Origin of the sequence: Fibrobacter sp. UWB15 (assembly GCF_900177705.1) — a bacterium.
Classification (GTDB): Bacteria; Fibrobacterota; Fibrobacteria; order Fibrobacterales; family Fibrobacteraceae; genus Fibrobacter.
Genome location: NZ_FXBA01000003.1, coordinates 53,592 through 78,302, shown reverse-complemented (window position 1 = coordinate 78,302; position 24,711 = coordinate 53,592). Strand labels below are relative to the sequence as shown.

Annotated in this window: 22 protein-coding genes; 19 read left to right on the top strand and 3 right to left on the bottom strand. The window is 51.5% G+C overall.

All coding sequences use genetic code 11. From position 1 onward, the window contains the following. Window positions 1–51 precede the first annotated feature (51 nt). From B9Y58_RS06580 to B9Y58_RS06560, 5 genes are all read left to right on the top strand, one after another. Window positions 52–1,362 carry a U32 family peptidase C-terminal domain-containing protein gene (locus B9Y58_RS06580; protein ID WP_085534852.1) on the top strand — a complete coding sequence of 437 codons (1,311 nt, stop codon included), beginning with the start codon at window positions 52–54 and terminating at the stop codon, window positions 1,360–1,362. Window positions 1,363–1,391: 29 nt separating this feature from the next. Then, on the top strand, window positions 1,392–1,826 hold the full coding sequence (locus tag B9Y58_RS06575; protein ID WP_072799173.1) for a hypothetical protein: 435 nt from the start codon (window positions 1,392–1,394) through the stop codon (window positions 1,824–1,826). Window positions 1,827–2,195: 369 nt separating this feature from the next. Next, a complete protein-coding gene (locus B9Y58_RS06570; protein WP_085534851.1) occupies window positions 2,196–3,665 on the top strand; it encodes a DnaA ATPase domain-containing protein in 1,470 nt (489 codons plus the stop codon). Window positions 3,666–3,667: 2 nt separating this feature from the next. Then, the gene (locus B9Y58_RS06565; RefSeq protein ID WP_073055093.1) at window positions 3,668–4,552 is read left to right on the top strand and encodes an NAD(P)H-binding protein; all 885 of its coding nucleotides are present in this window, start codon (window positions 3,668–3,670) and stop codon (window positions 4,550–4,552) included. Between the two features lie 90 nt (window positions 4,553–4,642). After that, entirely contained in the window at window positions 4,643–5,824 is a 1,182-nt protein-coding gene (locus B9Y58_RS06560; RefSeq protein ID WP_085534850.1) for a hypothetical protein, read from the top strand. Window positions 5,825–5,903: 79 nt separating this feature from the next. On the opposite strand, the gene B9Y58_RS06555 is transcribed toward B9Y58_RS06560, so the two are convergent. Continuing rightward, window positions 5,904–6,521 (bottom strand): FKBP-type peptidyl-prolyl cis-trans isomerase, encoded by a 618-nt coding sequence (locus B9Y58_RS06555; protein ID WP_085534849.1) that lies wholly within the window; start codon window positions 6,519–6,521, stop codon window positions 5,904–5,906. A 49-nt stretch (window positions 6,522–6,570) separates the two neighbouring features. After that, window positions 6,571–8,709: a thrombospondin type 3 repeat-containing protein gene (locus B9Y58_RS06550; protein WP_085534848.1), complete on the bottom strand. Its 2,139-nt coding sequence runs from the start codon at window positions 8,707–8,709 to the stop codon at window positions 6,571–6,573. 59 nt (window positions 8,710–8,768) lie between these two features. Here B9Y58_RS06550 and B9Y58_RS14580 point away from each other — a divergent pair, with 59 nt between their 5' ends. Both B9Y58_RS14580 and B9Y58_RS06545 read left to right on the top strand, forming a co-directional pair. Beyond that, a complete protein-coding gene (locus tag B9Y58_RS14580; RefSeq protein ID WP_158278335.1) occupies window positions 8,769–8,927 on the top strand; it encodes a hypothetical protein in 159 nt (52 codons plus the stop codon). 45 nt (window positions 8,928–8,972) lie between these two features. Next, a complete protein-coding gene (locus B9Y58_RS06545; protein WP_234989098.1) occupies window positions 8,973–11,165 on the top strand; it encodes a LysM peptidoglycan-binding domain-containing protein in 2,193 nt (730 codons plus the stop codon). 17 nt (window positions 11,166–11,182) lie between these two features. On the opposite strand, the gene B9Y58_RS06540 is transcribed toward B9Y58_RS06545, so the two are convergent. After that, on the bottom strand, window positions 11,183–11,965 hold the full coding sequence (locus B9Y58_RS06540) for a hypothetical protein (protein ID WP_085534846.1): 783 nt from the start codon (window positions 11,963–11,965) through the stop codon (window positions 11,183–11,185). A 168-nt stretch (window positions 11,966–12,133) separates the two neighbouring features. Here B9Y58_RS06540 and B9Y58_RS06535 point away from each other — a divergent pair, with 168 nt between their 5' ends. The 12 genes from B9Y58_RS06535 to B9Y58_RS06480 all read left to right on the top strand — a co-directional run bounded on the left by B9Y58_RS06535 (window position 12,134) and on the right by B9Y58_RS06480 (window position 24,661). Next, a complete protein-coding gene (locus B9Y58_RS06535) occupies window positions 12,134–12,871 on the top strand; it encodes an ankyrin repeat domain-containing protein (protein WP_072799154.1) in 738 nt (245 codons plus the stop codon). Window positions 12,872–12,952: 81 nt separating this feature from the next. Next, window positions 12,953–13,747, top strand: coding sequence for a DUF3450 family protein (locus B9Y58_RS06530; protein WP_085534845.1), 795 nt, complete (start codon window positions 12,953–12,955; stop codon window positions 13,745–13,747). Beyond that, window positions 13,748–15,271 (top strand): MotA/TolQ/ExbB proton channel family protein, encoded by a 1,524-nt coding sequence (locus B9Y58_RS06525; protein WP_085534844.1) that lies wholly within the window; start codon window positions 13,748–13,750, stop codon window positions 15,269–15,271. A gap of 1 nt (window position 15,272) precedes the next feature. Beyond that, entirely contained in the window at window positions 15,273–15,929 is a 657-nt protein-coding gene (locus B9Y58_RS06520; protein WP_234989097.1) for a MotA/TolQ/ExbB proton channel family protein, read from the top strand. Further along, the gene (locus tag B9Y58_RS06515) at window positions 15,926–16,333 is read left to right on the top strand and encodes an ExbD/TolR family protein (RefSeq protein WP_073055108.1); all 408 of its coding nucleotides are present in this window, start codon (window positions 15,926–15,928) and stop codon (window positions 16,331–16,333) included. The genes B9Y58_RS06520 and B9Y58_RS06515 overlap by 4 nt, the downstream gene beginning before the upstream one ends. A 65-nt stretch (window positions 16,334–16,398) precedes the next feature. After that, on the top strand, window positions 16,399–17,040 hold the full coding sequence (locus tag B9Y58_RS06510; protein WP_085534843.1) for an energy transducer TonB: 642 nt from the start codon (window positions 16,399–16,401) through the stop codon (window positions 17,038–17,040). Window positions 17,041–17,200: 160 nt separating this feature from the next. Further along, a complete protein-coding gene (locus B9Y58_RS06505; protein ID WP_233247871.1) occupies window positions 17,201–18,142 on the top strand; it encodes a tetratricopeptide repeat protein in 942 nt (313 codons plus the stop codon). Window positions 18,143–18,161: 19 nt separating this feature from the next. Next, window positions 18,162–19,475, top strand: coding sequence for an MFS transporter (locus B9Y58_RS06500; RefSeq protein WP_073055111.1), 1,314 nt, complete (start codon window positions 18,162–18,164; stop codon window positions 19,473–19,475). 34 nt (window positions 19,476–19,509) lie between these two features. Continuing rightward, window positions 19,510–20,628 (top strand): hypothetical protein, encoded by a 1,119-nt coding sequence (locus B9Y58_RS06495; protein WP_085534842.1) that lies wholly within the window; start codon window positions 19,510–19,512, stop codon window positions 20,626–20,628. A 20-nt stretch (window positions 20,629–20,648) separates the two neighbouring features. Continuing rightward, window positions 20,649–22,136 carry a uroporphyrinogen-III C-methyltransferase gene (gene cobA / locus B9Y58_RS06490; protein WP_085534841.1) on the top strand — a complete coding sequence of 496 codons (1,488 nt, stop codon included), beginning with the start codon at window positions 20,649–20,651 and terminating at the stop codon, window positions 22,134–22,136. A 36-nt stretch (window positions 22,137–22,172) separates the two neighbouring features. Then, entirely contained in the window at window positions 22,173–23,054 is an 882-nt protein-coding gene (locus B9Y58_RS06485) for an NAD(P)-dependent oxidoreductase (protein WP_085534840.1), read from the top strand. A 125-nt stretch (window positions 23,055–23,179) separates the two neighbouring features. Beyond that, complete coding sequence (locus tag B9Y58_RS06480) at window positions 23,180–24,661, top strand: hypothetical protein (RefSeq protein ID WP_073055115.1); 1,482 nt, start codon at window positions 23,180–23,182, stop codon at window positions 24,659–24,661. Window positions 24,662–24,711 lie beyond the last annotated feature (50 nt).

The following is a 24,711-nucleotide window of genomic DNA, read 5'->3' as shown; positions in this document are numbered from 1 at the left end:
CCTACTTCCAACTTCCTACTTCCAACTTCCTACTTCCTACTGTCTACTACAATGCTACCTGAACTCCTTGCTCCTGCTGGCGACCTTGTTCGCATGAAGTACGCCTTCGCTTACGGCGCCGATGCCGTTTATGCGGGCCAGCCAGCCTTTTCGCTCCGTGCCCGCGAAAACGGATTCAAGAACTTGGACGACTTGGCCGAAGGTATTGAATACGCTCACCGCTTGGGTAAAAAGTTTTACCTCACCAGTAACGTGATTCCCCGTAACGTGAAGGTGGAGGCCTTCCAGAAGGCTTTGCTTGCCGCCATTGACTTGAAGCCCGATGCATTGATTGTGGCAGACCCTGGTTTTGTGGGTTGGCTTCGCGAAGTGCGACCCGAGGTCGAGATCCATTTGTCTGTGCAGGCGAACACCACGAACTACTTGGCGGCCAAGTTCTGGCACGATCTTGGTGTGAGCCGTGTGATTTTGAGCCGTGAACTTCGTTTGTCCGAGATTCTGGAAATTAAGGATCGTTTGCCGGATTTGGAATTGGAAGTCTTTGTGCACGGCGCGGTCTGTATGTCGATGTCCGGTCGTTGTATGCTCAGTAACTGGGTGACTCGCCGCGACGCAAACCAGGGTGCCTGCGATAACAGTTGCCGTATGCCGTATCGTTTGTTCGCAAACCCGGAGCCGCAGTGCGAAAACTATCAGGAGCATGAAGGCAAGTTCAGTCTGCAGCGTACTGACCGCCCGGAACTGGACCCGATTGCTTTGGACGAAGACACTTGGGGCACGTACTTCATGAGCAGCCGCGACATTTGCGCTATCGACGTGATTCCAGAACTGATGGCGGCGGGGCTTGATTCTTTTAAGATCGAAGGTCGAACCAAGTCGGTGTATTACTTGAGTCAGGTGGTGCGTGCCTACCGTATGGCGATAGATTCTTGTGCCGATCAGTTTGCACAGGGCTTGCCTACGGAATCGGTGAAGGTTTCCGACGAAAGCCGTCGCGCGATTTCCTTTGTGGATGGTCGCGGATTCATGCCGGGATTCCTGCGTGGCCCTCTGCCGCAGAACTACGAGTCTACACATGAAGAAGCTCCCGGTGGTTGCGTGGCAGCCCAGGTTCTGTCTTACGATGCAGCGACGAATTCTTGCCGCGTAAACGTCAAGACACCCTTCTCGATAGACGATTCTCTTGAACTGATGACACCTTCGGGAATGGCTCCTTGCAAGGTCAAAGCGATGAAGGATTTCAAGGGGGGAGACGTGGATCGCTTGCATCCAGGAACGGAGGGAGTTGTTTTCTTACAAGAAAATGAAAAAAATCTTTCAATTAGTGCGAATTTTGCCTTTTTTGTGCGTGAAATCACATAAATTTTGAATTTTTTATAAATTTATTGCGTATGGCTGTCGACGAAGCGACAAAGAAACAAGACGAACTGGAACTTTATCAAATTGATGATAAAGCCATTATGCCTTTCTTTCAGTGCCACTGCGAAGAATTGAAGCAATTCATTCAGGAACGCAGGGCTCAGAACTTGTCGCTTCTGGAATTGCTCAAGCAGTTTATCCGCACCTACAAGCTTCCCTTCAACATGCAACGTTATATGTCTGTACAGACAACGTATATCAAGCAGGTATTGCAGGAACGCATGCAGGATCGCCAGGTGGCGGTGAGCCGCTGGATTCAGGAACACGCCGGTAGGCACCGTAATCGCATGATCCAGTTGCAGTGCCTTTATCTGGACCGCATCAAGGATAAACTCCTGCCCGAAATTCAAAAAATGCTGGAACAGCGTATCGAAAACCTTCAGTCGAAAGTCGACGAAAATAAATAGATCGCTAAATCCTTGACAATCAATATCTTCTACGAAAAACTGCCTTTTTTTGACAAAAATGGGCAGTTATTTTTTTGTATGCTTTTGAAAGTGGTGCTTTTTTGTTCATCGAAGGTGTTCGTTTTCTTGTCAAGACATAGTTCAAAATTTTTCTGTTGATAAATTGTTCCAATCATAGGGAGTCTGTCTTGATTGCGGAGTGACTAAAAGCGTGATTTGTTTGTAACAATGGGGGCAATATTGGTAATAAATAATTTTTTGCGTTTTTTGAACCAAAATCGCCACTTTTCAAAAAAAAAAACGAGCCGGCGTCATTTTGTTGTATGCTTTATTTAATTTTTTCATGCTTTTTTAGATGATTGGTAAAACGTGACGAACTCTGTTGCTCTTTTGAATTCAGAATCTTCGGTCTGGCAGTTGGTGTTGGACCGTGCGCATATTGAATGTAATGATTATTTGGGCCTCGAAATCCTTGATATGGTCGGATACGAGGGATTTTTTGACGGCTACGCCCAGATAACGGTTCCTGATGAATTTCGCAGAGATTGGGTGATTGCCCATTACGCCGGTGTATTGCGTACCGCCTTTTCCGAAGTCCTTGGACCGTCTTTTGTAGATTTCAAGGTTACGATTGCCGCTAGCGAAAAAAACGTGCAGGTGATGTCGACTCCGGCAGCCCCGAAGCTTCCGCCCGTGCGCCCGGCCCGTGTGGCCGCCAAGAAGCGTGCCCCCCGCCACAAGCTTTCTTTGTATGCCGGCTATACCTTCGAAAACTTTATCGAAGGCGACTGCAACTTTACCGCTTGCGAAGCTTGCAAGTCTGTGGCCGAAAAGCCGGGCGATCCGGCTCTGAATCCGCTTTTTGTATATGGCAAGTCCGGCCTCGGCAAGACTCACTTGTTGCAGTCTATTGCCGGCCAGATGCTCAAGGGCAATTCCCAGATTCGCGTGGTGTATTGCCATGCCTACGAATTTTTGCGAGACGCTACCGCCATGAGCAAGGCGTTGGATGCAAAACTCGGCAATGTCCGCGAACTTGCTTACGCCTTCCAGGAAAAGTACGAAAACTGCGATGTGCTGCTTTTGGACGATGTCCAGCTTCTGGAATATGGCGTCAGCACGCAGAAACGTCTTGCTATCTTGATTAAGCATTTGCGTGCCCAGGGCAAGCAGGTGGTGCTTTCTTGCGACAGGCATCCGTCGCAGTTCAATCCGCTTCGCGAAGGCGAGGCGCGTCCCAAGGGCCATTCCGAAATCCCGTGCATTTCGGAAAAGCTTCTGGCTCCGCTGGAATCTTGCGTAGCGGTGGGCCTCGATGTTCCTGACTTGACGACCCGCATGAAGCTCATCCAGAAGAAGTCCATGAGTATTCCGTTCGTGGACAAGGACCGCGAAGAAATTTGCAGGTTCCTCTCGCTTCCTCCGCGCGAAAACTTCCGCGTGATCGAGGGTATGCTGAATGGACTTCGCGCCATGAACGAGTTCTGCGAAGAAAACCTGGACTTGGGCGCTGTCAAGCGCTTGGTGGCTGCTCCGGGAACTTCTGGCGTCGAGGATCTTTCGGTCAAGGGAATCTCCGAGACCGTGGCAATGGAATTCGGTTGCGAACTCACGGCCCTTGCAAGCAAGCGTCAGGACGCAGGTGTAGCCCTTCCGCGCAAGGTGGCGATGTACCTCTGCCGCGAAATGACGAGCTCATCGCTTGTAAATATTGGCGAATTCTTTAACAGGGATTACTCTTCTGTTATCGCCGCGATTCGTTCACTTGTAAAGCAGATGGATAAAGACGAAGACCTTGCCCGCAAGGTCAAGGATATCCGCTATTTGCTGGAAGCCTAGCAATGATTGCTTTGGTGACGGGTGGCGCAGGCGTCGTAGGGAAGGCGCTCTGTCGGGAACTTTTGGCTCGTGATGTGTGTGTTCGCGTGCTTGTGCTCCCGGGCGATACCCAGGCTGGGTTTTTACCCGAGGGGGTGGAGGTTTTTTATGGGGATGTGTCGGATCTCGAATCGATCCGCAAGGCCTTTGAAGGTGTAGATTTGGTCTACCACCTGGCCGCTATCCTTCTTTCGACAAAACCGGGCGCCTTTGAACGCATCAATACCGATGGTACCCGGAATGTGGTTGCCGCCGCCCGGGAAGCCGGTGTAAAGCGCTTGCTTTACGTTTCTAGCATTTCTGTTACATATCCCGTACTTACGGAATATGGCAAAAGTAAGTTGGCGGGGGAGTCTTGTGTCAAGGAGTCTAGCCTAGAATGGACTATTGTGCGCCCGACATTGGTGATTGGGGATCCGGTCGGTTACGGAGGCGGAATCGAATTCAACATGTATGCCAACTATGTGCGCCGCTTTCCGGTGTATTTCTTGCCTGGTGGTGGCAAGTGCCTCAAGCGTCCTGTCAAAAGTGTTGACCTGGTCAAGGGAATTGCGCTAGCGGGCCTTTCCGAAAATGCCGTCGGGAAGACTTACGTCCTGGCGGGTGAAGGAGTCCTTTCGTTGGCGGAAATGGCAAAAGCCGTCCTGAAGTTGGCGGGCATGCGGCATTGGATGATTCCCATGCCCTGGTGGATTGCAAAAAAGCTTGCCGCGCTCAAAAGCTGGATTGGGGGGAAACCTGTTACGGCGGAACAGGCCTTGGCCGGTTTTTTGTACGACGCTGCTCCCGATATCGAAAATGCTAGGGTCGATTTGGGCTATCATCCCGGTTCTCCCTTAGAAATTTGAGTTTAAAAGCGTATTTTATCACAAAAAATCGGCAGTTATTTACATTGCCCTTTTTTTTGTTTATATTCCTATTCATAAAACGAGGTAAGTATGAATTTTAAAGTTGGTTCTGTATTGGGTACATCTGCTTTGGCGATGACCTTGATGCTTGCCGCTTGTGGCAGCGATGACAATTCGTCTAACGTGGAGCGTGGCGACGACGGTTCTTCTTCTAGCGTCGAAGAAAAGTCTTCTTCTTCGACGACGGAATCGTCGTCATCTGAAGATGTCGATGTGCCCAAGGGCACCCGCGCCGCTACCCTGGATGACTTGGAAAAGAACATGACTCTCGGCGAAATGTTTGGCACCGAGCTGTACTTCGCTTCGGGGAACAAGCAGGGCGTGTTCTCCCTGTGGATTCAGGATGCCTCGTCGATGGCTGTGATTGCAGTTCATTCGGATTTCAAGGGCGGCGTGATTAAGGTAAGTACCGATAACGGATCCTTTATGGGGTCTGACTCGAAGAGTGCAGACGAAATGCAGGATTTCATAGAAAAGACCGCTACGCTCAAGTTTATCGTCAACGAAAAAGACCAACTGCAGGTATCTATCAATGATGGCGACTACAAGGATGTCAAGAAGTCTCCTGTAGACGTTGACCGCAACGATATTTCGGACGCCAACGAATTGCATGGAACTAAACTTACCTGCAAGAATGAAAGCGAAAAACTGGAACAGGTGTATTCCTTCTACAAGGATAGCTATATCGTCGAAGAAAAAGTCGGTGATTCCACGACGTGGTCGGCTGGCTCCTACGATATCCAGCGCGGTTACTTGCTGATGGTGACTGAACTTTTTGAATCGGAAGCCTATTCCCTTGTTATGGCATCTCTGAGCAAGAAATTTAAACTGTCCATTCAGGCGGGAAGCACGTTGGAATGCACGAAGGCCGAACTTGACACCAAGGAAGTAGATGGCGAAAAATTGGCGGGTAGCTGGGTGGCCTATGATGAAGACACCAAGTGGGCGCTTTCCCTCGACAGCAATGGCGATTATACTTTAGAGTGGACCTTGAGCAAGGTGCCTCAGGGAAAGAGGTCCGGCGTATGGGCCGTGTTTGGCGATCAGTTGATTCTTATGAACAAGAGCTGCACTGTTTATGCTGATGGCAGCAAGTGTAAGTCTGCCGTGAAAGGTGCTGTTGAAAAGCTGGACCCGGAAAAGGGCTTCACTTACAAGCATAACGACTCCGCTCCCGTTCCTACGGAATGGGAACTCCCGCAGTACGAGTAAAAGTAGGGCTTTGCCCCGGGAATAAAAAAAACGCTCCGCATCTAGCGGGGCGTTTTAAGTTACTTAGACGTCTTGACCGTTACTTGCCGTGGTGCTTGTCGTGGTTGGGGCAGCCGCAGCCGCCGTTGCCGTCGCAGTTTTCCTTGTGACCATGGCCTTCTCCGCCACATTCGCATTCGTGGCCTTCTTCGCCGCATTTGCATTCGTGATCGCCTTCGCCTTTGCCTCCGCAGCAGCAGTGGTGACCTTGCGGATTGAGTTCTTCTTCGGTGGCTTTGCGCACAGAAACGACTTCGATAGCGAAGTTCAGGTTCTGGCCGGCGAGTTCGTGGTTAGCGTCGATCACGGCGGTCTTTTCAGAAACGGACTTCACGCGGATCGGCATCGGGCCGGCCGGAGTCTGTGCATAGAACATCATGCCTTCGACCACCTTGTCGACACCCTGGAAAACGTCCAGCGGGACTTCCTGGGTCATTTCTTCGTTGTATTCGCCGTAGCCTTCGGACGGAATCACCTTGACGTCGAACTTGTCACCGACTTCGTGGCCGACCATGGCCTTTTCGAGACCGACCACGATCATGTGAGCGCCCTGAATGTACTGCAGCGGTTCGCGGCCTTCGGAAGAATCAATGACCTTGCCTTCGTCGGAGGTCAGGGTGTAGTGCATCTGGACAACAGTCTTGTCGGCTATCTTCATAGAAAATCCTTTTTTGTTAGAGGAAGTTCAAATATAGAAAAAATACTTCCTACTTCCTACTGTCTACATCCCACTGCCTACTAGGAACAAATCTAACCGCGTCAGTGCTGCCGTTCTTCTGGATAAGGGTAGGGGGCAGTTTCTTGCCGAATCCCTGGAATTTGAGGCGGTCTTTGCTGATGCCTTTCTTTACCAGGTAGTTGTAAATGAACTGGGCACGTTCGTTAGAAATGCGGTTGGCGTTTTCGCCGGAGGCATCGCTGGCGGCGCACTGGATTTCCAGATTCACGGGGAATTGCCGCATGTGGTGTACGATGTCGTTCAAGGCGGTGTAGCTGGAATTCACCAGCAGCGTGTCGTGGCCCTTGAAGTGGATTTGCTTGGCGAATACGTTGAAGTTCTGTCTGGGGTTGGTGGGGCAGCCAGAATCGTCGATGATTGCTTGGTCTTGGGTGCCGGGGCACAGGTCGGCCCAGTCGGCAATACCGTCACCGTCAGAATCCAGCGGGCAGCCCAAGCTGTCGGTGGGGGCACCTTCGGGGGTGCCCGGGCACTTGTCTTCTTCGTCAAAGATTCCGTCACCGTCTTGGTCTATGCGGCAACCGAGAATATTGACCAAGACGCCTTCGGGAGTGTCGGCACATTCGTCCTTGGTGTCGGGAACACCGTCTTTATCGGTATCCAAGTGGCAGCCCGATTCGCCGACTTGTTCGCCGAGCTTACTGTTGGGGCATTTGTCCAAATCGTCAGGGACGCCGTCGCCATCGAAGTCCAGCGGGCAACCGTGCTTGTCAATAGAGATGCCTTCGGGCGTGTCGGGGCATTGGTCCAAGTCGTTGGTAATGCCGTCGTGGTCCTGATCCAGGGGGCAGCCGTCTTTGCCCACGTGCTCGTTTTTCGGCGAATCGTTACACTTGTCGTTGTTGTCGTCTATTCCGTCGCCATCGGTGTCCAGTGTACAGCCGATGGAATCTACGGCGAAGCCTGCAGTGGTATTGGGGCATTTGTCCAAGTAGTCTGCCACGCCGTCGCTATCCTGGTCCAAGGGGCAGCCGTTGTAGTCTACCACCAGTCCCATCGGGGTAGCGGGGCATAGGTCAACAATGTTCAGAACGCCGTCCAAGTCTTCGTCCACGGGGCATCCGCGGGGGTTGACCACTTGTCCCCTGATGGTGTTGGGGCACATGTCCTTGCGGTCGATAACGCCGTCGTGGTCGTCGTCGCTCCAGCTAAAGTCGAAAATCTTGCTCAAGGTAATGGCGATTCCCAGTTCCGGTGAACCTGCCATGGGATAAAAGATGTTTTCTTTTCCGGATTTCAGGTTGACTTGCAAGGCGTCTTCGGTGTCCAGCTCCTTGAAGTAATGGAAGCCGATATCACCCGAAATGGTCAGGTAGCTTTGACGGGGGAGATTGACTCGCAGACCGGGGGTGATTCTGAAGGGGCTGTTCAAGAAATGGTCGCCCCAGCGGGTTGAACGGAAGGGGGTTTCGCCAGATGCTTCGAGAATGAGGGTGATGGTTTTTTCGGGGAAAACGTTGACGCCTGCACCCCAGAGGAAATACTTGTCCTTATCCTGGAGATCGTTCAAGATGCCGGTGTAGCCGTTGAAAACCAGGTAATGTCTCCAGTCGAACGAAAAGTGGACATTGATGTTGGTGGCCGCGTTGTTCGCGGTGAATGCGTAGGCGTCGTTGTCGCTCTTGATATACCAGCGGTGTCTCGGGCGGAAGCCTTTTTTTGTGGACCCCGTGGGGAACAGGATTTCACCGCTGAGTCCCAGATTGAACCATTCGTTTACAGGGATAGAGCCCTTGGCAGAAAATTGCAGGTCTCCGAGACCGATTCCATCCAAGTCCGTATTGTTGATTTTGCCTTCGTAGTGGACCGGTAGCGAAAATCCGAGTTCCAGGTTGTCCAAGACCGCAAAACTCACGAAAAAGGTTTCGTCGTTAGAAGGCGTGTTGTTGTCGAGTTCGGTAAAGTTTCCTTTAGAATCGGTATAGCCGTCGTTCATGCTCAAGGTGTTTCCGTCGCTAGCCATTTCGAAGGCGCCCGAAATGTACAGGTTGCCTTGAGGATTCGTCTTTGCCGAAGGTGCATGAATGCCGCTGGTAGACCTTACGATGCCGACCTGTGCGAGGACCGGCATGGACATTAGGCAAAATGCGGCAAACAGCTTTCTCATAACTTGATGTATAACATAGAAAATTTCTTATCGCTGCTAATTACTATATTTCTAGCGAAATGAAGGAATTGGAAGAAAAACAGGAACTGCCCTCTTGGCACCGTAAAGCCCAAAAGGCTTATCGACTGAATCGGATCATCATTATTTTGCAGATGGTTGCAGCCTTTGTCTTGGCCGGTGTCATTTGGTTTGGTGTAGAAAAAGTAACTGGAAATTAGATGTCGTATTTCGTTTCGGGTATATTGTCCCTATTGCTATTGGTCATGGCGGGTTGTGCGAATAAGCCCGATATGACGCCCAAGGTTGAAACAGCAGATTCCACAGAAACAGAATCTTTTTCGGAACGTGCTCTCAAGGAAAAAATTTCGGATTCTCTTGCCATTCGCCCGTCCTGGACTTATTACCAATACGCTTTGCAGGCCATGGACAACCAGGAATGGCTTTTGGCTAGGCATTACCTGGACGAATCCTTGAGGCAGTTGGTTTCGGAAAGGTTCGATTCCACCTACAAGAATGTCTCTGCGGCCGAAGATTCCGCCTACCGAATCAAGATGCCGCTCCGCATTGTGCGTGCTCTTGACGAAGTGTACCCGAACGTGGCCGAAATGGGGCAGAATATTGACAACTATACGCGAAACGATGTCTCTATCGAAGGTATTGATGCTCTCGACGAAAGTGCTGCCGACAGCGCCGCCCTCCAGGTCATCGAAAGTTTCCTGGATACTTTGGACGTGTCGCAATTTACGCTTCCCGTGAGTTTCAACGAACGCGTGCTCCAGGAAATCTACTATATGACGACTTCGGCTCGCGCTTTCATGGCGGGCTCCTTGAACCGCAAGACCGCTTATGATTCGCTGATATACGCCCAGCTCGATGCTGCCAAGATGCCTCGCGACCTGATTTATCTCGCTTTGGTGGAATCGGGCTTCAAGGTCAAGGCTTACAGCCGTGCCAAGGCTTCGGGCATGTGGCAGTTTATTCCCGAAACGGGTAAGCGCTACGGCCTAGAGGTGGACTACTGGGTGGATATGCGCCGCAATCCCGAAAAGGCGACGATGGCTGCCCTCAAGTACTTGAATCGCTTACACGATGAATTTGGCGACTGGCTTTTGGCGATGGCGGCCTACAACTGTGGCGAAGGCCGCGTGCGTCGCCTGGTTCGAGAAATGCAGGAAGACACGACACGCGACTCGACAATCGCCGTTACCTATTGGGACTTGGAACTGCCCAAGGAAACCATGCGCTATGTGCCCCGTATATTGGCTGCCATGGTGGTCGGTCATTATCCGGAACAGTACGAAATGACGGTGGAACAGACGTATCAGCCCGATTTCGATACGGTGACGGTGTTCGACTCCTTCCCGCTCGAAGAAGTGGCTAAGCTTTTGAAGGTCTCCGAAGATACGCTACGTACCTTGAACATGGAACTGGTCAAGTGGTGTACGCCGCCGAACAAGGATTCCTACTTGTTGCGTTTGCCGGTAGGGACTCGCGCCGCCTTTGTAGATGGCTACGACAAGATGGAAAAGAACAACTTCTCCAGCTGGCACCACCACAAGGTCCGTAAGGGAGAAAACCTGGGCGTGATTGCTCGCCAGTACGGTATCAAGGTGTCTGAACTGCAACAGGCCAACGACATGAAAAACACCCGCATTCGTGCGGGCCAGTCCCTGCTGATTCCAATCAAGGTCACTCCGAAGCCCAAGGCTAATCGCGGCAAGAAACCCGTAAAGGTTCGTACCTATGTGGTCCAACCCTCGGACAATATTGCAGCTGTCGCCCGCAAGTTCGGCATTTCCCAAGATTCCGTCCGCTCCTGGAATTCCCTGGATGCCGCCGCCGTTATCAAGGAAGGCGACACCTTGGTGGTCTCTAAACCTGAACCGAAGCCTCAGGTCGAAAAGAGCCGCCCGAAAATGGCCAAGGGCGAAAAGTACGTTGTTCGCGAAGGGGATACCTTTGCGGCAATCGCCGAAACCTTTGACGTCCCGGTGGTCATGCTCATGCAGGCCAACGAGGGCTTTAACCGCCGTCTTTCGGTGGGCGATTCTTTGGTGATTCCCGAATACGTGCGCAAGAAGGCCGAAAAGAAGTCTACAAAGAGTGAGAACAAGTCCGCTGCCGCAAAGCCGAAGTCTTCTAGCGAAAAGACCTCTGTTTATACGGTGCAGCCAGGGGACAACCTCACGAATATAGCCCGCAAGTTCGGCACCTCAGTGGCAAAGATCCAGGAACTGAACAATATGGGCAGCTCCTCTAGTTTAAGCGTTGGGCAGAAACTGAAAGTTGCCGGTACCGCTCAAGAAGCGCAGATCAAGATTCATACCGTTAAAAAAGGCGAGGGTCTCTGGGACATCTCTCGCCAATATAAGGTGACCATCGAAGAAATCGTCAAGTGGAACGATTTGCAGGACACCAAAATTAAGGTCGGTGAAAAGCTGAAAATCAAGCAGTAAACCTGCTTTACCGTTCCTTAGAACAGCGTGATTCCGAGGCTCACGTAGGGCTGGAAGTAGGTGTCGAAATCAAGCATGAATTCGTCGTTGTCGCGGACGTCTCCGGTCTTGCGTTCGAAATAAGTGTGGAAATATTCGTGGCTGTTACGGAAACCGCCCGAAAGAAAGAATCCGTGCCAAGCCGTACGGAGTCCCGCGCCGTAGGCGTAGCCGTAAATGGCGGGGGAGGTAAATTTGGTGTCGTCGGCAAAGAATGTCTTGCCGAATACGGCGCCGCCGAAGGCGTAAAGCTTGAGCATGAACTGGTGCTTGTAATTCATCACCAGGGGGAGAGCGAAGTCGAAACCCAACTGGAAAAGAGCCGTATGGATTTCGTGGCGACCTTCCAGGTCGGAGGAATCGAAGGGGGCTTCGAAAAAGTCGTCATCGTCGTCGTCATAGGCGGCGAGGTCCTGATATGCCTGTTCCCTGTTGCGGGGGGAATGGCTGACGCCCAGGTACTGGTAACCGGCCATCAGGTAAATGTCGAACCATTCCGTGAGGGGGAGGCTACCCGAGGCGCCGTAAAGGTAGGTGTTGTCCACGCTGATATTGTGGCTCCTGCCGTTCACCTTGTAGGAATAGTTGACGTTTTTCATTTTGACGCTGCTGAATTCCATGTAGGGGCCGAACGATCCGCGGTCTTCGAAATCCTTGTAGTCGTTGTCTGTTGACGCCGCCATGGAGGTGTCTATGACGATTCTGTCGGCGAAAGTGAGGGAACAGCAAAGCAAAATTAGTGTAAAAATTCTCTTTCTCATGCCGTAAATATATTAAGGATTGTCCGGAGCCAAAAAATGGGGCTGTGGAGGTGCGGGGGATATTTTGGTAAAAAAAAGTTCTAAATAGAGTTTTTTTGTGTTTATTGCCTAAAAATTGATTATTTTTTAGACCAAAATTAAGAAAAACCTCATTTGGAGCAGATTTTTATGAAAAAGCAGTTGTTGGCCCTTTGCGCCGCCGCATTGATGGTTTCCGTTACCGGTTGTAACGATAAAATGGACCCGAACGACCCGCAGTCCGTGCGCAAGTACCTGACCAAGCAACAGATTCCCTTTACCCCGAACCAGTTTGTTTCTTATGCCGTGAACGGCGATACTGCCAAGATGACTCTCTTCTTGCAGGCTTCTTTCGAAATTGACGCTCCGGCCGACAACGGCAACAACGCCGTGGCCATCGCTGCCAACAAGGGCAACATGGTGGTGCTGAACTACTTGTTTGAACATGGTGCCAAGGCCGACGTGAAGAACGGCAACGGCGAAGCCGTGCTCGACAACGCCGTGATGATGGGCAACAAGGAAGTGGTGAACCGCCTCCTCACTCAGCTCAAGGCCGAAGGTGCTGAAACCCAGACGCTCGGCACTGCTGTGCTTCTCGCCGCAAAGACCGGCAAGGTCGACATGCTCGAAGTGCTCGCCGAAGCTGGCGCACCGCTCGATTCCCGCAGCGCTGACGGTTACCTCCCGATCCACTGGACCGTGAAGAATGGTAACTACGACGCCATGATGTTCCTCATCAACAAGGGTGTCGATGTGAACGCCAAGTGCGGCCAGGGCTACTCTGTGCTCGACTGGGCAACCAACGAAGGCTATACCCGCTTGATCAAGGCCCTTAAGAAGGCTGGCGCCAAGAATACTCCGCAGTATTTCAAGGATTCCAAGAAGTAATTCTTGAATTTTACGCAAATTTCGCGATTTTCTCGCTTAGAACCGTGGTCTGGTGGCCGCGGTTCTTTGTATTTTTCGCATATGAAATTTCATTTACTGACCAAAATATTCCTTTGCTTGAGCCTTGCGGGCGTTGTTTCGCAGGCTCAGGAAACGGTAGAAAGTGTCCGTCACCAGATTAAAGCGGTGGAGGCCGAAACAGCCCGCGAAAAATCGCTCCATGATACAGAAAAGAAGCGTCACGCCGAATTCGTGGAAGTGGGCCGCAAAAAGGTGCAGGCTCTTGCTTCGCAGAACAAGACCTTGAAGGCGGAAATCGATTCCCTGAAGGCGGAACTCCAGAACTTGGCAAACGTACGCCAGAAATCCCTGGGTACGGTCAAGTACTTTGAAAACCGTAGGGCAAAGTATGGCGAATCCTTGGCCATGGTCATCGATTCCTTGATTCCCGTATTTGAATCGGATTTCCCGTACCGTAACGAAGAAACGGTCAAGAGCGTGCAAGAAATTGCAAACCAGTTGCATAAAGGCTTGATCGAAGCCGATGATGGCTTGAACCGTGTGCTTGAAGTTTTCTATGACCGCATTCGTCTGGGGTACACCACTGAAGTCTACAAGGGCTTTTTGCAGGTAGATGCCCGCAGTGTTCCGGGAACTTATTTGCGCTATGGTGCAGTTGCCTCCATTTTCGTGAGCAACGACGGTAACGACGTGCTGTGGCTTGCACGGACTGCCGATGGCGGTTATGCCTGGAAGAATGTGTCTGATAACTTGGCCATGCGTACCGTACTTAAAGACGTGATGAAGGTGGCCGAAGGTAAGACTGCTCCGAGACTTGTCATGATTCCGGTGACGATTCCGAAGGAGGGCAAGTAGATGAAATGTGTAATGTGTAATGTGAAGTGCGGGATGGGGGCTCTCGTCTTAGTAGCCTCTCTCGCTACATTGGCGCCGCTCTCTTACGCCCAGCAGAATGCGGATGTAGATGCAGTAAAGCAGCGTGCCGCCTTGAACAGCGCAAAGGCAGACCTTGAAGAAGCCCGTAAAAAGCGCGACATGGCCGTTGCTGCCCGCTGGAAAGACCGTGAAACCGCCAATCAGGAACGCGAGCTTTTTAACGAAAAGTACAACGAAAGCAAAGAGAAAGTCGACGCCTTGATGTCGGAACGAGCCCGCCTTTTCGAAGACGTTCGCGTTGCTCGCGAAGACTTGGCCCAGGTGAAGCTGCAGGCAGAAAAGGCCCGCGCCGAATACCTGTCGCTTGCTGCAGGTCCCGAACGCTTGGAAACGCTTTCGAAGTTTGCAGAACAGGGGATTCCCTTCAAGATTGCAGAACGCGTCGAAGTTCAGAACAAGGTGAAAAAGGAAATGGGCCTGTACAGGGATGATCCTCTGCGCATAGCTCAGTCGATTTTGAACGCGGCCCGCGCTGAAATGGAATTTACCCGCGAAAGCGGCGTAGAGAAGGCTGAACTGGTGTTCGGTTCTTCTGTCGCCCAGGGCGACCGCATGCGCTTGGGCGGCCTCTATGCCATGCAAATGGCAAACGCAGTCGATATCAACGGCTTGCATCCGGCGGCATTGATGCTCCCGGTGGCTGGCGAAAAGAAGCGCGTGTTCAGCTGGCAAGAAAATTTGACTCCCGATACGAAGTCTGAAATCAGCAAGGCCTTTGCCGAAGCGAAAGATTCCGCATACGTCATGGTGCCGGTGGATGTACTCCTCAGTACCGAACTTTCTTCTGAAATGGCGAACCACCAGGAAACCACTTGGAAGGATGACCTCAAGGTGTTCTTCAAGAACGGCGGGATCTTGATGTATCCGATTGCGACGCTTTTCGGCCTCGGTCTTTTGATTGTGCTGTGGCGCCTTATCTGGTTGGTTGTCGCCGGTTTTGGTGGACTTTCGACCAGACGTTGCATCAAGGCTTTGGAAAAGGGCGATGTGGCTACTGCCCGCAATCTGTCCTCGAAACTCCACGGTAAGGTGGGCAAGGTGCTGCGCACGGTGCTTTCCAAGAATTACCCGAATCGCGCTTCTGCAGAAAAGGCCTTGGAAGAAGTTTTTGCGGCGGAATCGCCGAAAATCGAAATGGGACTTTCCTGGATTTCCGTGTTTGCGGCAACGGCTCCGTTGCTTGGCCTTTTGGGTACCGTGATGGGAATGATCGAACTTTTCGATGTCATTACCATGCATGGTACTTCTGACCCGAAACTTTTGGCTGGCGGTATTTCTATTGCCCTCGTGACGACGGAAGCGGGCTTGATTGTAGCCATTCCGCTGCAGTTGCTGCACACCTTCCTTACGAACCGCGCCGATGCTTTGCGTGGCCGCATGGAAGCTGCCGGCCTTGCCGTGTTGAACGCCCTTTGGATTAACGAATCGGTCAAGGAAGACTAATTTGGCTCCGGTCGATCAAAATTCCATACTGGAAGCAGTATTTGGCATCCTGTTCAGGGGTGGCTGGGTGCTGGCCCCGCTGTTTGCGTTGGGCTGGTTCGGCTGGTTTTTGATGATTGAACGTTACGGCTACTATTTTATGCTGAAGGGAAGTCGCATTAACGGCTTGGGCGGCTTCTGGAAAACGCTGCAGAAAAGCGGCGAAGAGGCTGCCTTTAAAAAGCTGGAACGTCGCCGTTTCGGCTACTTCTATGCGCTCGCATCGGATATCCGTAACCACAAGGATCAAGGCCCCGTGGCAGTTCGCAATGCCATGGAAGCGACCCGTCACCGCATATCGGTCAATTTGTCGAAGGGCCTCAAGACCATTTCGACTTGCGCTGCCATTGCCCCATTGCTTGGACTTTTGGGAACGGTGTCTGGGATGGTGCATACCTTCAAGTCCATTCAGCTTTTCGGTTTCGGCAATCCGGTGCTTATGGCAGACGGCATTTCCGAAGCGCTCCTGACGACCCAGGCGGGCCTTTTGGTTGCCTTCCCCTTGATGTTGGCTTACAACTTCTTGGCGAGCAAGGTCGAAAAAGTAGAAGAAATTGCCTGGAGCGAAGCTTTGAAATATGAATCCTACGTATTTGCAAATAAATCGGAGGAAAAATGAGTTTTATTCGTAAACGTTCGCAGGAGGCCGGCAGGGTCGATGTTTCCCCCATGCTAGACATGGTATTTATCCTGCTTATCTTCTTTATTGTGACGTCGACTTTCACGCGCGAAACAGGCGTGGATGTGACAAAACCCAAGGCCAGTTCTGCCAAGGAACTGGCTAAGGAAAGCATTTTGATTGGCGTGACGCGCCAAGGCACGATTCACATTAACGAAACGCAGGTGAATCTGTCGACGCTTAACACGGTGCTCCGCCAGATGATGGCCGAAGCCCCTGACCGCCCGGTGATTATCGTGAGCGACCGCGATGCCCCCAATGGTGTGGTGGTGGATATTCTCGATGAATGCAACCTCGCCAAAGTCCGCAAAGTCTCCATTTCGGCAAATAAGGAGGGGGAATGAATAGACAGTAGGCAGTAGACAGCGTAAAAACTTCCTACTTCCTACTTCCTACTTCTAACTGATCTATGCTTGATTTTGTTGGAAAATATCTCCGTTACCCGATTGCGCTGGTGCTCTCCTTTGTCGTGAGTGCGGTATTCTTCCTTGCTATCCCCGTAATCAATGCGCTGATGTCGGACAAGGGCGTGAAAGGAGAAACGGAACTTGAGGCCGTGACCGAAGTCGAAGTCCTGGTGAGCGAAAAGAAGCCCGAAGTCAAGCAGAAGGTGATTCGTACGATTGTGAATCCGAACCCGTTCAAGATTACCTCGAACATGGGAGTGTCCCGCAGTCAGAATTTCCAGATGGACTTGTCGCTTGCCCGCGGTGCCGCCGGCGATGGTGTGGCCGTGGGGACGGGCTCCATGGAAAACGTGGTGTACGAAGCGGGCGAAGTGGACGAACAGGCTCAAGTTTTGCGTGAAATTCAGCCCAAGTTCCCCGAAAAGGCAAAACGCATGGGCGTTTCGGGTTACGTGAAAGTCTTGATTGTGATCGATGTGTATGGCGACGTGGCGCAGGCTCAGGTGTTAACGCAGGACCCGCCCGGCTATGGATTTGATAACGAAGCCTTGAAGGCTGTAAGACAGTGGAAGTTTAGCCCGGCGCAGTTGGGCGGATTCCCCGTGGCACAAAAGGCCACAAAGGAGTTCCGCTTTGTCAATTAATTTTAATTACAAATGGGGCTTTTTTAAAATGCTTCGCAAAATGCTTATTTGCGGGCGGGGCCCCAGCTCGGAGTTGCGAAGGCCGCACGGGCCCCTCCCTGCACCCTCCCCATCCTTGGCCGACGCTTTTTTAAGAGTGAAATGCTTTATATTTGTTTTTTTGCTGCCTTTTTTTTCCTTCGCTGCAGAAGATTACTTCTTCAAGGCGAACGAGCTTTACGACCAGGGGAAGTACAAGGAAGCGGTTCCGCTGTACCGTGCGGCGATTGACGAAGGTCGCTACGAACCGTTTGCCTGGTTCAACTTGGGCAATGCCATGGTGCAGCTGGACCGTAAGCAGGTGGCGATGGTCGCTTACAAGCGTACGGTGGAACTTTTGCCGACTTTTGAAAAGGCCTGGATGCTCCTCGGTGACCTTTACTACTTGGGTGGCGATGTGGGCGAGGCTATTGCCGCCTACCAGCGTGCCGTTGAACTTGGCGTGGAATCGGACCACGTGCATTTTGCACTTGCCGAATGCTACCTGAAGGGCCGCGACTGGACGCTTGCCCAGAAGAACTTTGAACGAGCCTTGCAGCTGAACCCGGACCGTATGGATGCGTGGTACGGTTTGGCCGAAGTATACGAAAAATTGGGCGATTACGAATACGCTATCAAGACGCTTCAGAATGCGCTTCAGATGACGGCTACCGCGGGTGCCGATGTTCACTTTACCATGGCCTATTATTACCGCAGCATGGATTCTACGAGACAATCTTTGAACGAAATGGAAAACGGAATCCTGATGGATCCGGAAAATGTTTCGGCTCGCCGCTACTTGGCGCAAATGTATGTGCAGAATAATTCCCCGTGGATGGCGATTTTCACGCTTGAAGAAGGTTTGCGTCACAATAAGGGCAAGGCCGATTTGAACTTGGATTTAGGGCAAATCTACTTTACCCAGAAACGCTACGACGAAGCGTTCGAATGCTACATGAAGGCTTGGCTTGCGGGCAATTCTCAGGGCCGCATCGGTGCCGAAAACGTGGGCCATGTGTTCTCGAATGCAGGCGATACCGAAAAAGCGGAAAGCCTGTATAAGCGTATTCGCGAGAAAAAGTAGATTTTTCGTGGTGTAGCGCTTGCTTTTACTCGTTGTCATATATGCGGCTTTTATTGGCTTAGGTCTCCCTGATACGGTGCTTGGGGCGGCATGGCCCTTGATGCAGCGTGACTTGATGGCGCCTCTTTCGGCGGCGGGGCTTTTGTCGATTATCGTAAGTGCGGGAACGATTGTTTCTAGCCTGTGGACGCCGGCGCTTTTGCGTTTGATGGGGACGGGCAAGCTTGTCTTTATAAGCATTGCGCTTACAGCGGTGGCTTCGTTCGGTTACGGCATTTCGAATTCTTTTGCGATGATGTGCCTGTTTGCGATTCCCATGGGAATCGGGGCGGGCGCAATCGATGTCGCGATGAACAATTTTGCGGCGATTTACTTGGAATCGAAACACACGAGTTGGCTGCATGCCAGCTGGGGCGTGGGCGCATGCCTTGGTCCTGCCTTGTTTTCGATTTCGGTGGTGACGGGTGTCGGCTGGCGTGGCGCTTACGATATGGTCGCCTTGTTGCTTACGCTGATAGCCGTGATGATGCTTATAACGCTCCCGATTTGGAAGAAGATGGAGAAACGCGACGCCTCGCAACAGGAGTCGGCGGTAAAAGATATTTCGCTGCGGGCGGCCCTCAAGGTGCCCGGAATGAAGCTTTCTTTTTGGGTGTTTTTCTTTTATTCGTCGCTTGAAATTTCCACGAGCCTTTGGTGCGGTACTTACTTGGTGGCCCGCGGCTTCGAGCCTGAAATCGGTGCGATTGCGGTCTCGCTCATGTTTGCAAGCGTCATGGTGGGGCGCATTTTGAGTGGATTTTTTGCCATCAAGTTTACGGATATGCGCTTGGTGCATGCGGGTATTGCGATTGTGGTGCTTGGTTGTCTGGTGTTGGTGCTGCCTTTGCCGCTTTGGTTTACTCCGGTGTGTATTTGCCTGCTTGGGCTCGGTTGCGCTCCTGTATATCCGTCGCTGATTCACGCGACTCCAGCACGATTTGGCGAAGAACTTTCGGGCCGTGCCATCAGTATTCAAATGGCTGGTTCTTATGTGGGCTCTATTCTGATGCCGCCCGCATTTGGCCTTGTGGCGAGCAAGACATCTGTGATTGTGTGGCCGGTGGCGCTTGCGGTGTTTGTGGGCTGCCTTTTGCTATGCGTGTGCATGCTCGATTATGTGACGCGGAAAAAGTTGCACAATGCTTTTGCGACCGAGCGAATCAAGGACATTTTGCACCAAGTGGAAGCGATGGCAGAACAGCGCCGAAGACTCCGTAAGGAACGCCGCCGTGAACGCCGTAAAAACAAGCTGAAACAAGCGCGAATCAAACGGAAGCTGGATCGGCAATAAGTAGGGGACGATTCTTTTTTCTACATTTGGTTTCATGGCAAAGAAGAAAAAGATTTGGAAATCTCCGGCCATGGCACAGGCCATGCGCAGCAAAGAAGATAAACTCCGTGATACACTCACTCAGATTGTAAGCGGACAGAGCAGACTTTTAAACCGCCCCGAAGACTTGTACGAGGCAATTGCAAACGGCATTGACGATATCGAAAACTTCAAGGATCCCAAAGACCAGCTGGAACTTTTGGCTTGGACGTTGCGTGCGGACTTTATTTCGTTCAAGGCCGATACCGACGAAGAAAAGGAATACTGGGACAACCTCTTTTACGATGCCGGAACGTTCTTTGTGGAACTGGCAACGCAGTACAGCGACAAGGATTACGTTGCAGACTTGGTTCATGACCTTGCCATGCGCCATGTGGGTGGTGAAGGCCGCTCGGTGGTGTTCCTGAGCGTCGAAGAAATTTTGCCCAAGGAACGCGCGCAGGCTTTGCTCGAAGAATTGATTAACAAGGTGACGGAAGTCGACCAGGGAAACCGCGAAGATATTCTGGATGCCATTTGCGATATGGCAGACTCTATCAAGGATGCCGCGAACTTTGCGAAGGCCGCCCTCCTTAAGGACCCGGACAAGAGCAACGCCACGCTTATTGATATTGCTAATGCCCAGTTTATGGCAGGGAATATTGAACTTGCCAAGCAGTGGCTCGGCGATGTCCGTAACCCCGGCTCCGAAGACGAAGAAGCGTACCTGGATTTGCAGGCCGCTATTGCCGACAAGGAAGGTCGCAAGTCCGACTGCATCAAGATTGCCCGCACCTTATACGAAACCTTCCCGAAGGTGATGAACCTCGGGCGTTTGGCCGCCTTCTTGCCCGAAGCGGATGCCGACCGTGTGCTCAAGGAACATGAACAGTTCCGTAACGGCAATACGGCGAATCTTGAATTTATGCAACTGCTCGCAGGCATGAAGCGTTACGAGCAGCTTTCGGGCTACGTGGACCGCTACGAAAAGGATTTGACGACGCTCGATGCCGAAGAACTGACAGAATTTGCTGACGCCGTTGAAAAGGACGGCCAGAAGGCTCTTGCCGACCACATTCGCGACTGGATTGTGGAAGAACCCGAAGACGCCCAAGCATTTGACGATAAAGAATAGACGACAAGGATTAGGTGCTGATGGCTGTTTCGGCTAAGGTTTACTTGATTGGTGCTGGCCCCGGCGATCCGGGACTCTTGACGATTCGCGGAAAAGAAATTCTGGAGAATGCCGACGTGGTGGTGTATGACCGCCTGGTTTCTCCGGCGATTCTTGGAATGTGCAATCCGAAGGCGAAGATGGTTGACGTAGGCAAAATGCCGACGCATCACAAGGTGAAACAGTCCGAAATCAATAAGCTCTTGGTACAGTTCGCGAAGGAAAATCCGTCGGGAGTGATAGCGCGCCTCAAGGGTGGCGACCCGTTCGTGTTCGGGCGCGGCGGTGAAGAAGCGTTGGAACTGGTGGATGCAGGTGTGGAATTCGAAGTCGTGCCGGGCATTACCTCGGCAATTTCCGTGCCTGCCTACGCGGGCATTCCCGTGAGCCACCGTGGCATTGCGACAAGTTTCCACATCATCACCGGGCATGAAAAGGCTGAATCGAACGGAGAACTTTCGCTCGATTTTGAAAATCTCGCGAAGTGCCCCGGCACGCTCATCTTCTTGATGGGTATTGCCAACATGGATTTCATTGCCAAGCGCCTCATTGAATGTGGCAAGGACCCGAAAACGCCGCTTGCCTTTATCGAAAAGGGCACGACTCCGTACCAGCGCACTGTTATGGCGACGCTTGAAACAGCGGGGGAGACGATTGTCCGCGAAAAGGTGACCGCTCCTGCGATCACGATTATGGGTGGCGTCGTGGAACTCGGGCAAACTCTTGCCTGGAAAAAGAATTTGCCACTTTCGGGCAAGCGCCTGGTGGTGACTCGCGCTGCAAAGCAGGCCAGCGGGATTACCGCCCGCCTTACGGCTCTAGGCGCCGAAGTCATTGAAACTCCGATGATTGAGACTCGTGTGGTCGAAGGCTCGTTCAATTGGGCGGATCTCGCAAACTTCGATATCCTTGCATTCACCAGCACGAACGGCGTGGAAAGTTTCTTCAAGCAGTTGTTCGCTGCCGGTTACGATGTGCGCGTGCTTGCAGGCAAGAAAATTGCTAGTGTGGGGAAGATTACCGAAAAGAAGTTGCTCGAATACGGCATCCGCTGCGATTACGTCCCCGAAGACCACACCGGCGAAGGGTTGGGGAAGCTGCTGGCTACGCTCCCTGTGGACCATTCCCGTATTCTCCTCCTGCAAGGCAACCTCGCCGACGACACTTTGCTCAAACTCCTCCCGCAGGCGACCCGATGGGTTGTTTATGAAACGCTCCCGGTGTCGGAATTGCCCGATTGGAAGCGTGAAGCCGTCGAGAGCGCCGATGCAGTCGTATTCGCCAGCACCAGCGCCGTCGAGAATTTTGTCAAACTTATGCCTCAAAGCATACCCCATACCTCTTTCTGCATAGGTCGCATGACAGAGTCTGCTGCCCGCAAGCATGGTTTTGAAACCGTTACCTCCGACGAAACGACCATGGATTCCCTCGTGAAAAAGATTGTAGAATTTTACACTAAAAATTCCTAATCACTGTCTACTTCCTACTGTCTACTGCTAACTACTATGAAAGCTATTCTGATTATCGCGCATCACTGCATCTTGCCTGGGGCTTACAAGGGTTTCGAAGGTATTTTGGACAAGCTTCATCATGATTTGCCCGGTACGCGTGTGGCAAGTACGAGCCTGTTGGATTTGGAAAACGACCTGCGCACGCTTTTGCGCGAAGACATAGAGTCGGTGACGCTCCTGCCGTTCCTCTTGTTGAACGGTCAGCATACCAAGAACGATGTCCCGCGTGTGGTGGCGAAATTGCAGGCGGAATTCCCGCAGATTCCCGTTACGCTCATGCCTTGCCTTGGCGACTGGAAAGAATTTGCCGACATGGTTGTGGATGGTATTCGTTCTGCCCAGAAGAAAACTGAACCCGTCATTGCGAGCGAAGCGAAGCAATCTACGCCATCACAGAATCGATCCCTCTTTTCCATCGAACTGAATCTCGAAGGCAAGAATGTTCTCGTGGTGGGCGGTGGCCGCATTGCCCTTCGCAAGGTGAAAACACTTTTGCCCACGGGAGCCCGCATTACCGTGGTTGCCCCGCAGTTCGATCCGGAATTTGCTGCGATACCGTCTCTCGTCTTGAAAAATCGTCCCTACGAGCCGCTTGATCTCCGCGGCATCTTTATGGTTTTCATTTGCACCGACAAGCCCGATGTCAATGCGCAAGTCTCTAACGATGCTCATGCTCGTCGTATTCTGGTGAATAACGCCTGTGACTACCTTGACGGTGACTTTATCGTGCCCGCTCGCATGGATTTTGGCGAAAATATCGCCGTAACGGTCTCCACACAGGGACGCGCCCCTTCACTTGCCAAAAAGCTCAAACAGAAAATCCAGACCGAATGGGCCGAAGAACTTTCGCAAATTGAGCGAAATTTCGACAAATAAGGCGATTCCTTTCTAAACCATTCGTGATTAATATCACCCCTATTCCGAGTTGGAATAGGGGTTGGCGTTCTTTTTCTCCAACAAAAGTATAGTTTTTCAAACAAAATTATAACAAGGAGCAAAATATGAAAAAGTCACTGTTCTTAGCCATGGCTATCTCCATGGGTTTACTGGTTGGCTGCGGCGACAGCTCTTCCGAAAATTCCAATCCTGTCGGAGGCAATGGTGATAGCTCCATCGTCAAAGATGGTGACGTTTCCCTTACGGCGTTTTTCCCTGCGGAACTTAATGCGAGCGATGTGGTGGCATGGTATGCAACCGATGTCGAGACCGAAAGTCGAGAAGGAGTGGCGCTGACTTATGTGTCTGCGGTATACTTGTTTAAGGACGGCTCCTTTATTGTGACAGAAAGTCAATTGAGAGATTCTAAAGGCTACCATAAGGGTGTCGTTGCTGAAGGTGGATGGTCCGGCTCCGATTACAGCAATGGAATCATTGAAATCACGATGAATGGCAATAAACTCCCGCTCGAAATCAAGAATGGAAAGTTCTCGATCAATCCTGATGGCGAGGGGGAAATGCACTACACTCTCATGAAATCGGACGTGCCGAAGGCCAGTAATGGCGGAAGCAGTGTAGAAGACAATAGCCAAGTCGTGGAAGAAAGCCGCAACGGCACTGAAGAACAGCTTGAAAAAGCGAAGTTGCTTATTCAGGGTTCCGGAGCAGAAGCTGCGGAGGGGATTGCCTTTGAAATTGCTGAACCGGAATGGGAACAAGTTGGCGTAGTGTATAAGGCTGTTTATACAATTACGGTAGCTTGGGATGACGAAAAATTCGCAATTGACGATTCTGAAAATGCGATAGGAATCGGCCAGTACCCGGTACACGCCATTGGTGTGCAGGAAGAGTCCTTGCCGCGTGATTGGAATAATAACGAGTGGGATCTTCTGAATATCTCTCGTGGAGAAAAATCGGTAACGGTAACCATTTCCCAGAAGATTGATAACCTGAAAATTGCTCGCGCTTATGTTGTCGGTCAGTATAAGGGAAAACTCTTGACGTTGTACAGCAAGGCTTTCTTCATTATTCCTCCGGGAACCGAAGTTGAGGGCTATACCTCTTCTCCGGCTGTTTCGTCCGATAATCCAGTTGATGTAGAGGATGACAATCCTAGTGAAGAAGACGAGGATATCCCGGGTATTGAATCTTACAGCAGTGCTTTTGGTCCGTTCTTCCCGGTTGGTTACGAAGCGGAAGATGTGGCTGCGTGGTACTTGACTGAATATGAAGAAGATGGTGAGTTCCCGAGTTCCCACATTGAAACCGTTTATCTTTTTAAAAATGGAACATTCCTGGTGACCAAGACTCGTTTGAAAAGGGGCGAGATCTCGCGCCGCATTACGGCTCAAGGTGAATACAGCGTCGAGAAAGAAAATGATTTCTTGAATAATGTTGTGAATGTTACTATTGTAGAAAACGGAGAATCCATTTCCGTTGAAGGTACAATTGAAGATGGTAAACTGTCGGCGCCGATGAGCTCCTATGTTTATACTTACATGAAGGAACCTGCGACATCTCTTATGAGCCGCGAACCTACAGAATAGAACTTCGGAAATGAGACTTGAAAAAGTGGGGCTGATGTAAATTGGCCCTT